The following is a 14,754-nucleotide window of genomic DNA, read 5'->3' as shown; positions in this document are numbered from 1 at the left end:
CCTCTGAGGAACACACCGAAGGAGCGCCACATGGCCGCCACTCAGGAAGAGATCGTCGCCGGTCTCGCCGAAATCGTGAACGAGATCGCCGGCATCCCGGTCGAGGACGTCCAGCTGGACAAGTCCTTCACCGACGACCTGGACGTCGACTCGCTGTCCATGGTCGAGGTCGTCGTCGCCGCCGAAGAGCGCTTCGACGTCAAGATCCCGGACGAGGACGTCAAGAACCTTAAGACGGTCGGCGATGCTGCCGACTACATCCTGAAGCACCAGGGCTGATCGGTCCGCCACCCGGCGGTGGCGCCGTATTCACGCATACCTCATACACGTGGAGAAAGAATTCCTGTGAGCCCGACCAATCGCACCGTGGTCGTCACCGGTATCGGCGCAACCACACCGCTGGGTGGCGACGCCGCCTCGACCTGGGAAGGTCTGCTGGCGGGTCGCTCCGGCGTGAAGCCCCTGGAGGGCGACCGCTTCGCCGACATGCCCGTCCGTATCGCGGCCCCCGCGGCCGTCGACCCGGGCGAGGTCCTGCCCCGTCCGCTCGCCCGCAAGCTGGACCGCTCGGCGCAGTTCGCGCTGATCGCGGCCCGCGAGGCGTGGGCGGACGCCGGTTACAGCGCACCCGCCGGCGAGGACGAGAAGGTCCGGCCCGAGCGGCTGGGCTCCGTCATCGCCTCCGGCATCGGCGGTGTGACCACCCTGCTCGACCAGTACGACGTGCTGAAGGAGAAGGGCGTACGCCGCGTCTCCCCGCACACCGTGCCCATGCTGATGCCCAACAGCCCCTCCGCCAACGTCGGCCTGGAGGTGAACGCCCAGGCGGGCGTCCACACCCCGGTCTCGGCCTGCGCGTCGGGTGCCGAGGCGATCGGCTACGCGGTCGAGATGATCCGCACCGGCCGCGCCGACGTGGTCGTCGCGGGCGGCACCGAGGCGGCGATCCACCCGCTGCCGGTCGCCGCGTTCGCCAACATGATGGCGATGTCCAAGAACAACGACGAGCCCGAGAAGGCGTCGCGCCCGTACGACAAGGGCCGTGACGGCTTCGTCCTCGGCGAGGGCGCGGGTGTCGTCATCCTCGAGTCCGCCGAGCACGCCGCCGCGCGCGGCGCCCGGGTCTACTGCGAGGTGCTGGGCCAGGGCCTGTCGGCCGACAGCCACCACATCGCGCAGCCCGAGCCGACGGGCCGCGGGATCGCCGTCGCGCTGCAGAACCTCCTGGACACGACGGACCTGAAGCCGGCCGAGGTCGTGCACCTGAACGCGCACGCGACGTCCACCCCGCAGGGTGACGTCGCCGAGGTGAAGGCGCTGCGCAAGGTTTTGGGAGACGACCTGAGCCACGTGGCGATCTCCGCCACCAAGTCGATGACCGGCCACCTGCTGGGCGGCGCGGGCGGTATCGAGACCGTCGCGACGGTCCTGGCGCTGCACCACCGCCTCGCCCCGCCGACGATCAACGTCGACGAGCTGGACGAGGAGGTCGACGCCGACATCGTCCGCGACGAGCCGCGCTCGCTGCCGGAGGGCACGATCGCCGCGATCAACAACTCCTTCGGCTTCGGCGGCCACAACGTGGTGCTCGCCTTCCGCACGGTCTGACGAAAACAGGTCTGACGAAAACAGCGGTACGCGACCGGGCCCGTCCCCTGCGAGGGGGCGGGCCCGGTCGCGTACCGCGTACAGCCGTATGTGCGGGAGGTCAGACCACCTGGTGGAGCCAGCGGACCGGGGCGCCCTCACCGGCGTAGCGGAAGGGTTCGAGCTCGTCGTCCCACGGCTTGCCGAGCAGCTTGGCGATCTCCGCCTCCAGCTGGGTCTCGCCCTGGGCGGAACGGGCCAGGGCGGCGCGGAGGCGGTCCTCGGGGACCAGGATGTCGCCGTGGATTCCGGTGACGGCGTGGAAGATGCCCAGCTCGGGCGTGGCGCTGTACCGCTCGCCCTCCGCCGTCGGGCACGGCTCGGCGGTGACCTCGAAGCGGAGCATCTGCCAGCCGCGCAGCGCCGAGGCCAGCTTGGAGGCGGTGCCCGGTTCGCCCCGCCAGGAGAATTCGGCCCGCCAGGTGCCCGGAGAGGCCGGCTGCCGGATCCAGTCCAGCTGGACCCGCCCGCCGAGCACACCCGCGACCGCCCATTCGACGTGCGGGCACAGCGCGCGCGGTGCGGAGTGTACGTACAGGACTCCACGTGTCGTCACCGGGACCTCCAGTGTGGGACGAGGTTCGCCTTTCCCAGCGGCCTCAGTAAACAGCATCGGGAGCGAAACTCCGCAAAAGGGACAGCATGTGACGTGATGTAATTTACCGGAGCCGGTCGGCAAAGGCGCCTCAGGTTCGACGGGGAAAAGCTACCGTGCGCCGGGCGGCTCGGTATGACGTACGGTCGGTCCCGGTGGCCGTCGACACCAAGCTTTCACTCGCCAGGACGCCGACGAAAGGGCCAGGGGGATGCCCGCCGTGAACAAGCGTTCCGCCGCCGCCCGCTGGGGGGCGGCGGTCCTCGTGATGGCCGCGTGCGCCCTCGCCGGGTGCGGCAGCCCGCCCGCCCCGGCCGGTACGGGGACGGCGCCCCCGCGCTCCTCCGCCTCCCCCTCCGCCTTCCCGTCACCCTCCCCGTCCCCGTCCCGGTCGGACGCGTGGGACCGCAGCCCGGCGTCCCTCGCCGCCGTGGGCGACTCGATCACGCGCGGTTTCGACGCCTGCGCCCTCCTCGCCGACTGCCCCGAGGCCTCCTGGGCGACCGGTACCGACGAGCGGGTGAACAGCCTCGCCTCGCGGTTCGGCGTCACCCACCGCTGGAACTTCGCCCGCTCGGGCTCCCGGATGGCGGACCTGCCCGAGCAGATGGCCCGGGCCGCGGCGCAGCGGCCGGAGCTGGTGGCGGTGATGGCGGGCGCCAACGACGCCTGCCGGGACACCACCGATCTGATGACCCCGGTCGCCGACTTCCGTGCCTCCTTCGAGGAGGCGATGCGACGGCTGCGGGCGACCGCGCCCACGGCGCGGGTGTACGTGTCGAGCGTGCCCGACCTCAAGCGCCTCTGGTCCACCGGGCGCGGCGACGCGATCGGCGCCCGCGTCTGGGAGCTGGGCCTGTGCCGCTCGATGCTCGGCGACGCACACGACCTGTCGGCGGCGGCCGAGCAGCGGCGGGCCCGGGTGCACGAGCGGGTGGTGGCGTACAACACGGTCCTGCGGGACGTCTGTGCCGAGGACCCGCGCTGCCGGTACGACGGCGGTGCGGTGTTCGCGTACCGCTTCTCCGCCGAGCAGCTGAGCCCGGACTGGTTCCACCCCAGCAGGGACGGGCAGCGGCTGCTGGCCGAGATCGCGTACCGCACGGTCACGGCTGAGCGTCCTCCGTCACACCACCAGTGAGGCGCTCAGGCGCCGGTCCGTGACCGAGCGGCCGGCCTCGATCGCGTACGTCCCCGGGACCACGGACCACCTCCCCGCCGCCTCGTCCCAGATCTCGAAGGTGCGGCGCGGCAGCGGGACGTCCACGCCGACGGCCTCGCCGGGGGCCGCCTCGACGCATCCGAAGCCCGCCAGCCGGCGCGCCGGGCCCTCGGCGCCCCCGGTCGCCGGGGCGGCGGCGTAGACCTGGACGACCTCGCGGCCGGGGCGGGTGCCGGTGTTGCGGATCCTGACCGTGGCGTGGTCCGGGGTCACGTCGAGGGACTCGTACTCCCAGGTGGTGTAGCCGAGGCCGTGCCCGAAGGGGTACGCGGGCGTGGTGCCCGACCGCTCCCAGGCGCGGTAGCCGATGAAGACGCCCTCGGCGTAGGGCAGGCGGCCGTCGGTGGGGGTGACCTCGGTGACGGGTGCGTCGGTGAGGCGGGCCGGCCAGGTGGTGGGCAGACGGCCGCCCGGTTCCTCGGCGCCGAGGAGGACGTCGGCGAGCGCGGCGCCGCCCTCCTGGCCGGGGAACCAGCTGAGCAGGATCGCGGCGACGTCGTCGCGCCACTCCATCTCGACCGGGGAGCCGGCGTTGACGACCACGACGGTGTTCGGGTTGGCGGCGGCCACGGCGCGTACGAGGTCGTCCTGACGGCCCGGCAGCTTCAGGTCGCGGCGGTCGAAGCCCTCGGACTCGACGCGTTCGGTGGTGGCGACCACGACGACCGCGGTGTCGGCGGCGCGGGCGGCCCGGGCGGCCTCCGCGATCAGCTCGTCGGGGTCGCGGCGCGGGCCGAGGTGGACGAAGGAGAACATCACGCCCGGCAGCGGGGCCGCGTGCTCGCGGTCGAGCGGGTGGAGGAGGGACACCTCGACCGGGACGCCCTCGGTGAGGGTGACGCGGCCGCGTTCGGTGGGCGCGCCGAAGAACGCCTCGAAGGGGTCGGACTCGTCGCTCATCTCCTGGACGCCGTCGTAGAGCACCTCGCCCGCGACGGTGAGCGTGAAGGCACCGAGGCCACGCGTACCGAAGGCGTGTTCGCCGCTCTCGCGGGGCGTGAAGGTGCCGGTGACCTCGACGCTGTGGAGGGTGTCGTAGGTGACGCCGTCGGGCAGGTCGTCGCCGATCCACTGCACCTGGCCGCTGGGCAGCGAGCCCTCGCCGAGGACGCGGCCGTCGGCGTCCCGGCAGACGGCGCGCAGGGTGAAGCCGGGACCGGCGGGGCCGAGTTCGTCGCTGGGGTCGGCGCCGATCGCGTACGTGAGGCTGTCCGGCGGGAGCGCGGCGGTGAGGCCGTCGAGCGGGGAGACGGTGTGTTCGGGGAACACCTGTGCGGAGCCGCCGCCGAGGACGCGGGCGTCGCGGGCGGCGGCGCCGATGAGGGCGACGGTGCCGCCACCGGGGAGGGGCAGCGCGCCGCGTTCGTTGCGTACGAGGACGAAGGAGCGGCGGGCGATCTCGCGGGCGAGGGCGTCGCCGTCGACGGGCTCCGGCAGGCGGGACTCCGGAACGGCCGGTTCCGCGCCGTCCAGCGCGCCGACACGGGCGGCGAGGCGCAGTACGCGGCGTACGGCGTGGTCGACCGTCTCCTCCGCGACCTCGCCGGCGCGGACGGCGGCGGCCAACGCCTCGCCGTACACGGTGTGGGGGCCGGGCATGGCGACGTCGAGGCCACCCTCGATGGCGCCCTTGGTGGAGCGGGCGGCCATCCAGTCGGACACGATGAAGCCGTCGAAGCCCCACTCGCCGCGCAGGACGTCGTTCTGGAGGTGGGCGTGCTCGGTCATGGTGACGCCGTTGACCTGGTTGTAGGCGGCCATGACACCCCAGGGGCGGGCGTTCTTGACGATCGCTTCGAAGGGGGCGAGGTAGAGCTCGCGGAGCGGGCGCGCGGCCACGATGTTGTCGACGGTGAAGCGGTCGGTCTCGGCGTCGTTGGCGACGAAGTGCTTGACGGTGGTGCCGACGCCGCCGTCCTGGACGCCGAGGACGTAGCCGGTGCCGATCTCGCCGGTGAGGTACGGGTCCTCGCTGTACGCCTCGAAGTGACGGCCGCCGAGCGGCGAGCGGTGCAGGTTGACGGTGGGCGCGAGGAGGACGTGGACGCCCTTGCGGCGGGCCTCCTGGGCGAGGAGGCGCCCGGCACGGCGGGCGAGGACCGGGTCCCAGGTGGCCGCGAGGGCGGTGGGGGACGGCAGGGCGACGGAGGGGTCGTCGGCGGTCCAGCGGACGCCGCGTACGCCGATGGGGCCGTCGGACATGACGAGGGAGGCGAGGCCGATCTCGGGGAGGGCCGGGAGCGACCACATGTCCCGGCCGGCCAGCAGCCGGGTCTTGGCGTCCAGGCCGAGCTTGCGGAGCGCGGCTTCCACCACCTGTTCGCGGGCTTGCTCGGCGGCTTCCACCTCCTGTTCGCGGGCTTGCTCGGCGGCCTGCTTGGCGGCCTGCGCGGCGGCTTGCTCCGGGGTGTGGTCTCTCGTCACCGTCGTACCTCCTCGTTGACGCGTTGGCGTACCGCCATGGACGTGTGCAGCCCATGGTGGGCCACACACTTGTAGATCGGTAGGTTTCGTTATGGCTCCGTGATATTGCGTGGGCCGGTACGGTCGGTCCCGCGGCGACATGCGACACGACGAAGGGAAGGGCCACGGGCGATGGCAGCGGCGAGGGCCAGGAGCGAGGAGCGGCGGGCGGAGATCGTGCGCGCGGCCCTCGAAGTGATCGCCGAGCGCGGCTACCGGGGCGCGACCCTCGGCGCGGTCGCCGAGCGCGTCGGCCTCACCCAGCAGGGACTCCTGCACTACTTCCCCACCAAGGAGGCTCTGCTCGTCGCGGTCCTGGAGGAGCGCGACCAGTGGGACACCGGCGGCGCCGCCCGGGAGGGCTGGCGGCTCGACCTGCTCGGCTCCCTCGTCGAGTACAACGCGATGCGGCCCGGCATCGTGCAGACCTTCTCGGCGCTGCTCGGCGAGAGCGTGACGGAGGATCACCCGGCGCGGGAGTTCTTCACCCGGCGCTACGCCCAGGTGCGCGGGGAGATGGCGAAGGTGCTGCGTGCCGAGTACGGGGACCGCCTGCCGGGCGGGCTGACGCCGGAACAGGCGGCGCCGCTGCTCACGGCGGTGATGGACGGGCTGCAGTACCAGTGGCTGCTGGACCCGGAGTCGGTGGACATGCCGGCCGCCTTCCGGGACTTCCTGAGGCTGTTGGGGGCGCGGTAGCGTTCCGGGACCCGACGGAAGGATGGCGTCCCGTGTCCCCTGTGCCCCGTTTACGTACGGTCCTGTTGGCGTCGCTGCTGGCCCTCGGCCTCGCCGTGTCCTCCGCGCCCGTGCAGGCGGCGGAACCGGCCGCCGCTGTTCCCACCGCCGAGGAGGCGCGCCTCGACAGGGCCGTACCGCGGGAGATCCTGCGGCGGAGTGGATTCGACACCGCGGCCGGGGACTTCGCCGCCGCGCTCGAGGAGGCCGGTTCGTACGAGGCGGCCGAGCGTGCCGTCGTACGCCACGGGTCGCGGCTGTGGCGGCGCGCGGTGGACCGGGCGCAGGGGCGCGGTCCCGCAGGCGGCGATCTGAGCCGGGACGACGACCGGCCGCTGTACTGGGCGCGGTTGGGCATGGTCCGCGAGCTGCGCTCCTGGGAACCGGGCTTCGCGCTCTCCGACGCGCGGCGGTCCCGGCTGCTGGACCGGCTGGAGGTCACCTCGCGCGGGCAGGACACGATCCGCTTCCCGGCCGCGAGGGGCGTGAAGCGCGTCCTGATGACGGGCTTCGACCCGTTCACGCTGGACCGCGACATCCGCATCGGCAACCCGTCGGGCGCGGCGGCCCTCGCCCTGGACGGCACGCTGATCCGCACGGCGGACGGCTCCTGGGCCCGCGTCGAGACGGCGGTCTTCCCCGTACGCTGGCGCGACTTCGCCGACGGCACGGTCGAGCGCGCCCTGCGCCCGCACCTGCCGCGCGTGGACCTCTTCACGACGGTGAGCCAGGGGCGGGTCGGCCGCTTCGACATCGAACGCTTCAACGGAGCATGGCGGGGCGGTTTCCCCGACAACGAGAACGCCTCGTCCACGGGGACCGTGCCCGTCGCCGACCCGGCCTCCCAGCCGCAGTGGACCACGACGACCCTGCCGTACGCGACCATCACGGCGGCGGACACCGGTCGCTTCCCGGTGTACGACAACACCTCGGTGACCGAGGTCCCCGCCGGCGCGACGGACCCGGTGGTCCGCCCCGGCGGTCCGACACCCGGCTCCACGGCCCGCGCGGGCGGGGGCGGCGACTACCTCTCGAACGAGATCGCCTACCGCGCGACCCTGCTGCGCGACCGGCTGGGGCTGCCCGCCCTGCCGGGCGGCCACCTCCACACGCCGGTGCTGCGGTTCGGCGCGGGCAACACGGACGCGGTGACGGACCCGGAGTTCCTGCGCGACCGCGCGGACATCACCGCCCAGGTGCGGTCGATCATCGCGGTGGCGGCAGGGACGGGGGCGGGGGCGAAGGGCTGACCGGACGCGCGCTCAAGGCGAGCTGGTGACGCCCAGGGCGACGCCCAGGCCCACCAGCGTGCCGCCGATGGTGCGGTTCAGGACCTTCTGCGCCCGCAGCATGGCGGTGCGCAGGCGGGTGTGGGAGAAGAACAGCGCGACCAAGGCGAACCAGGTCAGGTGGGCCAGCGACATGAACAGGCCGTAGCCCGCCTGCCGCCACAGCGGCGTGTCCGGGCCGACGACCTGGGTGAAGGTCGACACCACGAAGAGCGTGGTCTTCGGGTTCAGGACGTTCGTCAGGAAGCCGGTGCGCAGGGCGCCCCAGCGGGACAGGGACGCCTTGTTCCCGAGGTCGACCTCCAGGTCGGCGCGGGCGAAGAAGGTGCGCAGGCCGATGTAGACGAGATACGCGGCACCCACGAGCTTGATGACCGTGAACAGCGCGGCGTTGGCGGCGATCAGCAGGCCGACGCCCAGCATCGTGTACGTGACGTGGACGAGGACGCCCGCCGCGACGCCCGCCGCGGCTAAGAGGCCCGTCGTGCGGCCGTACAGGTAGCTGTTGCGGACGACCATGGCGAAGTCGGCGCCCGGGCTGATGACGGCGAGGACCGTGATGACGGCGACGGCGATCAGCTCGGCCATGGCGTCAGCCCTTGCGGAGCGGGTCCGGGTTCGGCGGCGTCGCGGTACGCGGGTCGGGGCCCGCGGGCGGGTGGGCCGCGTACGGGTTCGCCTGATCCGGGTGCGTGGCATGCGGGTTCGCCTGGCCCGGGTACGCCGCGTACGGGTTCGCCTGGCCCGGGTACGCGCCGTGCGGGTGCGCCTGGCCGGGGTACGCCGTGTTCGCCTGGTCCGCGTTCGGCTGGTCGGGGTTCGCCTGGTCCGGGTTCGTCTCGCCCCTCAGGTCGCGGGCCAACAGCGTCGCGCCCGCCACCGCGCCGGGCATCAGGAACACCGCGACGAAGGGGACCAGGAACGCGAGCGCCAGCGGCACGCCGAAGCCGAGGGTGAGCATGCGGCGTCCGCGCAGGAGGGCGAGGCGCTCCTTGAGCTCGACGCCGCGGCGCTGGAGCGCCACCGCCGTGAGCTCCTCGGCGAGGAAGTAGCCGGAGACGCAGAAGCCCAGCACCGGGACGACGGTCTGGCCGACGACCGGGACGAAGCCGAGGGCGAAGAGGAGGATGCCGTACAGCGCGACGCGTACCAGGACGCGCAGGCTGTCGCGGGCGGAGATCCACAGCTCACGCCAGAGCGGCAGACCGGATTCCGGTACGTCGCCGCCCTCGGTGCGGTCGACCTGCTCGGAGAGCGACTCGTAGAAGGGCTGGCCCACGAGGAGCGTCACGGCGGTGAAGGTGATGACGGCGAGGAACAGGCCGAAGGCGAAGACCAGCGCGGTCAGAAAGCCGCGCAGCAGGCCCTGCCAGGGCGAGGACCAGTCGTCCGCGAAGGGCGTCACCCACGCGGTCAGGTCGTCGGCGCCGTACACCAGACCGATCATCGCCCCCGCGTACAGCACGAGGGTGACCAGGCCGGGCAGCAGCCCGAACCCGAACCACCGGCCGTGCCGGCCGACCCATCGCTGGCCCTTCATCACGTAGCCGAAGCCCGCCCCGAGATCACGCATGGGGTCACCCTATGGCGTCACCCGATCGGGGCGCGAGGCGGCCGTGTCACGGGGCCGGGTGGCAACGTGAAGGGCCGCACCCCTCGTGTGGGGTGCGGCCCTTGGCACGGGGTGCGATCAGACCGCGAGCTCGACCGTGATGTTGCCGCGGGTCGCCTTGGAGTACGGGCAGACCTGGTGGGCCTTCTCGATGAGGTCCTTGGCGGTGGCCTCGCTCACGTTCGGGATGTTCGCCGAGATCTTGACGATGATCCCGAAGCCCTCGGCGTTCTTGCCGATGCCGACCTCGGCGGTGACCGTCGAGCCGGAGATGTCGGCGCCCTCCTGGCGTGCGACCACGCCGAGCGCGCCCTGGAAGCAGGCGCTGTAACCGGCGGCGAACAGCTGCTCCGGGTTGGTGCCCTCGCCGGAGCCGCCCATCTCCTTCGGCGGGTTGACGACCACGTCGAGCTTGCCGTCGTTGGTGGCGACGCGACCGTCACGGCCGTTCTCGGCGGTGGCGACAGCGGTGTACAGAACGTCGGACTGCGTGATGGACATGTAAGAGGTTTCCTCCTGTGTTGCGCCGCGACTCGCGCCCACGATCGCGGCGGCCTGGGGTGAGCCTAACGGGTGAGCGAAACGATCATCTTCCCGGTGTTCTCGCCCCGAAGCATGCCGAGGAAGGCCTCGACGCCGTTCTCCATGCCCTCGACGACGGTCTCCTTGTACTTGAGCTCGCCGGACGCCAGCCAGCCGGCGACGTCCTTCACGAACTGCGGCTGAAGCTTGGCGTGGTCGCTGACCAGCATGCCCTGGAGGCGCAGCCGCTTGCCGATGACCATGGCCATGTTGCGCGGGCCGGGGGTCGGCTCGGTGTCGTTGTAGCCGGCGATCATGCCGCAGATGGTGACGCGCCCGTGGACGTTGAGCCGGGCTATGGCGGCTTCCAGGTGCTCACCGCCGACGTTGTCGAAGTAGACGTCGATGCCGTCGGGGGCCGCCGCCTTGAGCTGCTCGGCGACGGGGCCGTTCTTGTAGTTGAAGGCGGCGTCGAAGCCGTACTCCTCGACGAGCAGCTTGACCTTCTCGTCGGAGCCCGCCGAGCCGATGACGCGCGAGGCGCCCCGGAGCTTGGCCAGCTGGCCGACCTGGCTGCCGACGGCGCCGGCCGCGCCGGAGACGAAGACGGCGTCGCCCTCCTTGAAGGAGGCGGTCTCGAAGAGGCCGGCGTACGCGGTGAGGCCCGTCATGCCGAGGACGCCGAGATACGCGGAGAGCGGGGCGATCGAGCCGTCGACCTTGGTGGCGTGCTTGGGGTCGAGCTCGGCGTACTCGCGCCAGCCGAGGCCGTGGAGGACGTGGTCACCGACGGCGAAGCCCTCGGCACGGGAGGCGATGACCTCACCGACCGCGCCGCCGTCCATGGGCCGGTCCAGCTGGAAGGGCGGGACGTACGACTTCACGTCGTTCATGCGGCCGCGCATGTACGGGTCGACCGAGAAGTGCAGGTTGCGGACGAGGATGCGGCCCTCACCGGGCTCGGTGACCGGCGCCTCGCGCAGCGCGAAGTCCTCCGGCTTCGGCCAGCCGTGCGGGCGGGCGACGAGGTGCCATTCACGGCCGGACGCGGGAAGAGCGGACATCTGCGTTGCCTCCTGAGACGTGCTTCAGCAATCCTTCAAATTGCTTCACTACCTGAAACAACCATGCGACCGGATATTTCAGGTTGTCAAGTAAATGGGTATTCTGATGTCCATGGCCAGCAGCAGCACCGGTAGTCCGGACAGATCGCGCACGGACAGACCCACGCACAGTCCGCGTACGGATCCGCTCACCCTCGAGGTGGTGGAGCTCATCGGCACGATCGTGGCCCGCTACCACGAGGAGTACGAGCAGGCCGCGGCGCAGCACTCGCTGACCGGCGCGCAGGCGCGGGTCCTGAGGCTGCTGACGCTCCAGCCGCTCCCCATGCGCCGTATCGCGACGTCCCTGCGGTGCGAGCCGTCGAACGTCACCGGCATCGTGGACCGCCTGGAGTCACGCGGGCTGGTGGAGCGCCGGCCCGATCCGGCGGACCGCCGGGTGAAGGTGGCCGCCGCGACGGAGGAGGGCCGCGCGACGGCGCGGCGCCTGCGGGACGCGCTGGACTTCGCGAACGAGCCGCTGGCGGCGCTCTCGGAGGAGGAGCGCACGGTGCTGCGGGACCTACTGCGGCGGATGCTGGGCGAGCCGTGACCGGGGGCGGGGCCGGGCACGGAGCCAGGGCCGGGGGCGGGGCCAGGGCCGGGAGCGGGGCTCGATCCCGCGTAGAGCCCGGGGCTCGGTGAGCGACCCCGGCTCGGGGAGCCCGGCTCAGGGGGCGATCCCGACGCAGGGTCCGACTCAGGGGGCGCGGCCCGGCTCAGGGGGCTCCGCTCAGGGGTCCCTACACGCACCACCAGAGGAACCAGTCGCAGCTCTCCGTCGGCGTCGGGTCCGGGGAGGGCTGGGACGGAGGCTGCTCCGGGGCCGGGTCGGAGGGCGGGTCATCGTTGCCCGGGTCGGGACCGGGGTCCGGGTCGGTACCGGGGTCGGGCTCGCCCGGAGCCGGGCCCTCCGGCGCGGGAGCGCCGGGCTCCCCCGGAGCCTCGGACGCCGCCGGGGCGTCGGGGGCGCCGGAATCGGACGCTCCGGGGCTCGGGGCCCCGGGAGACGCGGAGGCGCCGGGGGCGCCGGACGCCTGGGCTCCCTCGCCCTCCCCGTCACCCTCGCCGGGTTCGGCGTCGCCGGACGGCCGGTCGGAGACCGTGGAGGCCGATGCGGTGATCGGGCTGGGCCCGTCGGGGCGCTCGCTGTCACCGGACGGCTCGTTCGGCGCCGGCTGCGCCGTTTCGGCCATGTCGTCCTGCCGTACGGCGGTGGCGGCGCCGTCCTCGCCGGGATGCTCGATCGCCAGCTCGGCCAGGCTCAGCGCACCGGCCGCCAGCAGCAGGGCGCCGAGGCCGATCAGGACCTTGCGGCCGCGCCGCTTGCGGGCGCGGCGGCCGACCGTGCGGCCCCGGCGGCGATCGGCCTGGGTACGCGCACGGCGAGGACCTGCGGGCGGTTCCTCGTCACGGCTCAGCTCGATGACGAGGTCGTCCGCCGCGGGCGTGTGCGGGTCGTCGTGCCGGAGCTCCTCGGCGGGCGTCCCGCAGCCGGCACAGGCCAGGGCGCCGTTGAGGTGCCGCTGACACTGGTGGCAGAAATCCATGGCGCCCGCAGAGTATGCGGGGACACAACACCGGAGATAGCCGGTGTTGTGAGGATCCTGTGAGGAACCAGCCAACTCTCGGCGTGTCCGTTCGGTACACCCTTTAGGGGCCGGAACGGGGCAGGATGTCCGCATGGTGGACAAGGGACCCTCCGATTCCGTACCCTCCGCCGGCTCGTTCGGGCCGGTCCATTTCCAGCTGGTGCTCCTGCGCCGGATGGCCGACTTCCAGCCGGGGCTCGTGGAGGAGGCCAGGCGGGAGCTCGGGGCCTCGATCGCCGACATGCGCGAGGCGAACCGCCGCTGGCAGGCCATGGTGCGGGCGCCCGGCGGGCGGGGGGCCGTTTCCCGCTACCGCTCCGTACTGGGCGAGCCGGAGTCGCGGGCCCGGCGCGGCATCGGCGATCTGGAGTGCGACGCGCTGCTGTGGCGCCTGCCGCTCTGGCCTGACCTGCGCTTCGAGGTGCTGACCGCGCCGGGAGGCCGGGGCGTGTGGAACGAGTGGCTCGTACGCGCCCCCGGCGCACGCGGCCCGGAGCTGCGCACGGCCGCCGACCTGCGCCCGTGGAGCTGCACGGTCGACGAGGTGGCCCGCGCCTTCCCGCCAGCGCGCCCACAGGAGGGCAGCGCGCCGACCAGGTGGCGACTGGCGTTCACGCTTCCGGAGGGAGAGGCGTGCGTGGCGGAGTTCACGTGGGGGTTGCTGCAACGGCTCGTGTGACGGGGGGTCCCGGAGCGGTCCGACCTCCCCGGGCGCCTGAGACCCGCCCCGTACGGTCCCGGGTCCTGTCACCCCGTCAGCTCCCCCAGCGCGCGCCGCGCGCCCGGTGACCGGACGATGCGAAGACGTACCGCTCTCGGGAGGATCGTCACCGTGACCGTCAGTCTTGAGCAGTTGCGCCGCTGCCATGTCGCCGTCGATCTGGGAGCCGCCAGGACCCGGGTCTTCGTCAAGGGCGTCGGGCTCGTCGTCGACGAGCCGAGCGTCGCCGCCGTCAACACCCGCACCGGAGCGCTGATCGCCGTCGGCGAGTTCGCGGAGAAGATGACCGGCCGTACCCCCGACTACATCCGGGTCGTCCGCCCCGTCTCCGGCGGCACCGTCGTCGACATCGAGATGGCCCAGCGGATGCTGCGTCACCTGCTGGGCGAGAAGCTCCGCCGCCAGCTGCGCCGCAAGCCGCTGTTGCGCGCCGCCGCCTGTACGCCGCACGACAGCGATCCGCTCGCGCAGCGCGCCACCGTCGAGACGCTCGTCGGCCTCGGCGCCCGGCGCGTCGAACTCGTCGACACCCTCATCGCGGCGGCCGTCGGCTGCGGCCTGCCGGTGGAGGAGCCCACCGCCACGATGATCCTGGTGTGCGGGGCGGCCACCACCCAGGTGGCGGTGCTCTCGCTCGGCGCGATCGTCACCGCAGAGCGCATCCCGGTCGGCGGGAACGCCATCGACCACGCGGTCATCCAGTACCTGCGCCACCAGCACGAGCTGATGCTGCCGAGCCAGTCCGTACGCCCCCTCCAGCTCGCCCTGCACGGCAACGGCCTGACCCCTGCAGGGCCCGCGTCCACCGAGATCCACGGGCGTGACGTGGCCACGGGCCTCGCCCGTTCGGTGCTCGTCGACACCGCCGCCGTACGCCAGGCTCTGCACACTCCGCTGACGGCCGTACTCGACGGCATCGGCAAGGTGCTGCGCGACTGCCCGCCCGACCTGGTGGCCGACCTCGTCGACCGCGGCATCATGATGGTCGGCGGCAGCGCGCTGCTGCCGGGCCTGGACCAGATGCTGCGCGACGCGACCGGCATGCCGGTGCACATCGCGGAACGGCCCGACATCTGCGCCGTTCTGGGACTCGGCGCGATGCTGGAGGGGCGCATCCAGCCGCTGACGATGAACCCGCTCACCGAAGCGGAGTGACCGGAAGCGGGACTGGGGGCGGAACCGGGAGCGGGACCGGGACTGGGGACGGGCGCGAAACCGGGACTGGGACCGGGAGCGGGACCGGGACCGGG

15 protein-coding genes are annotated in these 14,754 nt (G+C 72.8%); 8 read left to right on the top strand and 7 right to left on the bottom strand.

Annotated elements, in window-relative coordinates; translation table 11 throughout:
* The first annotated feature begins 30 nt into the window (after nt 1-30).
* Complete coding sequence (locus AB0A69_RS01235) at nt 31-279, top strand: acyl carrier protein (RefSeq protein WP_018486956.1); 249 nt, start codon at nt 31-33, stop codon at nt 277-279.
* 66 nt (nt 280-345) lie between these two features.
* Entirely contained in the window at nt 346-1,608 is a 1,263-nt protein-coding gene (gene fabF / locus AB0A69_RS01230; protein WP_361413952.1) for a beta-ketoacyl-ACP synthase II, read from the top strand.
* A gap of 100 nt (nt 1,609-1,708) precedes the next feature.
* Here the strand turns inward: fabF and AB0A69_RS01225 are convergent, their stop codons facing one another.
* Entirely contained in the window at nt 1,709-2,203 is a 495-nt protein-coding gene (locus AB0A69_RS01225) for a DUF3145 domain-containing protein (RefSeq protein ID WP_355355736.1), read from the bottom strand.
* Between the two features lie 250 nt (nt 2,204-2,453).
* On the opposite strand from AB0A69_RS01225, the gene AB0A69_RS01220 reads away from it, so the two are divergent.
* Nucleotides 2,454-3,383: an SGNH/GDSL hydrolase family protein gene (locus AB0A69_RS01220; RefSeq protein WP_361413949.1), complete on the top strand. Its 930-nt coding sequence runs from the start codon at nt 2,454-2,456 to the stop codon at nt 3,381-3,383.
* On the opposite strand, the gene AB0A69_RS01215 is transcribed toward AB0A69_RS01220, so the two are convergent.
* Nucleotides 3,369-5,810 (bottom strand): glycoside hydrolase family 3 C-terminal domain-containing protein, encoded by a 2,442-nt coding sequence (locus AB0A69_RS01215; protein ID WP_361415136.1) that lies wholly within the window; start codon nt 5,808-5,810, stop codon nt 3,369-3,371. The two genes, AB0A69_RS01220 and AB0A69_RS01215, sit on opposite strands and share 15 nt — an antisense overlap.
* Before the next feature lie 249 nt (nt 5,811-6,059).
* On the opposite strand from AB0A69_RS01215, the gene AB0A69_RS01210 reads away from it, so the two are divergent.
* Together AB0A69_RS01210 and AB0A69_RS01205 are read left to right on the top strand one after the other, a co-directional pair.
* Entirely contained in the window at nt 6,060-6,626 is a 567-nt protein-coding gene (locus AB0A69_RS01210; protein WP_361413946.1) for a TetR/AcrR family transcriptional regulator, read from the top strand.
* 65 nt (nt 6,627-6,691) lie between these two features.
* The gene (locus tag AB0A69_RS01205; protein ID WP_361413943.1) at nt 6,692-7,915 is read left to right on the top strand and encodes a pyroglutamyl peptidase; all 1,224 of its coding nucleotides are present in this window, start codon (nt 6,692-6,694) and stop codon (nt 7,913-7,915) included.
* Between the two features lie 12 nt (nt 7,916-7,927).
* Here AB0A69_RS01205 and AB0A69_RS01200 read toward each other — a convergent pair whose 3' ends face one another.
* The 4 genes from AB0A69_RS01200 to AB0A69_RS01185 form a co-directional block, all read right to left on the bottom strand.
* Nucleotides 7,928-8,542 (bottom strand): LysE family transporter, encoded by a 615-nt coding sequence (locus AB0A69_RS01200; protein ID WP_361413940.1) that lies wholly within the window; start codon nt 8,540-8,542, stop codon nt 7,928-7,930.
* Nucleotides 8,543-8,546: 4 nt separating this feature from the next.
* A complete protein-coding gene (locus AB0A69_RS01195) occupies nt 8,547-9,527 on the bottom strand; it encodes an EI24 domain-containing protein (protein ID WP_361413937.1) in 981 nt (326 codons plus the stop codon).
* 117 nt (nt 9,528-9,644) lie between these two features.
* Nucleotides 9,645-10,067 carry an organic hydroperoxide resistance protein gene (locus AB0A69_RS01190; RefSeq protein WP_355355750.1) on the bottom strand — a complete coding sequence of 141 codons (423 nt, stop codon included), beginning with the start codon at nt 10,065-10,067 and terminating at the stop codon, nt 9,645-9,647.
* 65 nt (nt 10,068-10,132) lie between these two features.
* On the bottom strand, nt 10,133-11,152 hold the full coding sequence (locus AB0A69_RS01185) for an NADP-dependent oxidoreductase (protein ID WP_361413934.1): 1,020 nt from the start codon (nt 11,150-11,152) through the stop codon (nt 10,133-10,135).
* 112 nt (nt 11,153-11,264) lie between these two features.
* On the opposite strand from AB0A69_RS01185, the gene AB0A69_RS01180 reads away from it, so the two are divergent.
* Nucleotides 11,265-11,744, top strand: a complete 480-nt coding sequence (locus AB0A69_RS01180; protein ID WP_361413932.1) for a MarR family transcriptional regulator — start codon at nt 11,265-11,267, stop codon at nt 11,742-11,744.
* Nucleotides 11,745-11,934: 190 nt separating this feature from the next.
* On the opposite strand, the gene AB0A69_RS01175 is transcribed toward AB0A69_RS01180, so the two are convergent.
* Nucleotides 11,935-12,741 carry a hypothetical protein gene (locus tag AB0A69_RS01175; RefSeq protein ID WP_361413929.1) on the bottom strand — a complete coding sequence of 269 codons (807 nt, stop codon included), beginning with the start codon at nt 12,739-12,741 and terminating at the stop codon, nt 11,935-11,937.
* A gap of 133 nt (nt 12,742-12,874) precedes the next feature.
* Between AB0A69_RS01175 and AB0A69_RS01170 the strand changes: the two genes are divergently transcribed.
* Nucleotides 12,875-13,462 carry a hypothetical protein gene (locus tag AB0A69_RS01170; protein WP_361413926.1) on the top strand — a complete coding sequence of 196 codons (588 nt, stop codon included), beginning with the start codon at nt 12,875-12,877 and terminating at the stop codon, nt 13,460-13,462.
* A 153-nt stretch (nt 13,463-13,615) separates the two neighbouring features.
* A complete protein-coding gene (locus tag AB0A69_RS01165) occupies nt 13,616-14,659 on the top strand; it encodes a rod shape-determining protein (RefSeq protein WP_361413924.1) in 1,044 nt (347 codons plus the stop codon).
* Nucleotides 14,660-14,754: the final 95 nt, after the last annotated feature.

Origin of the sequence: Streptomyces sp. NPDC045431 (assembly GCF_040646655.1) — a bacterium.
Taxonomy (GTDB): Bacteria; Actinomycetota; Actinomycetes; order Streptomycetales; family Streptomycetaceae; genus Streptomyces.
Note: the sequence above shows the minus strand (reverse complement) of the source record. Positions and strands in the feature narration are given on the sequence as shown.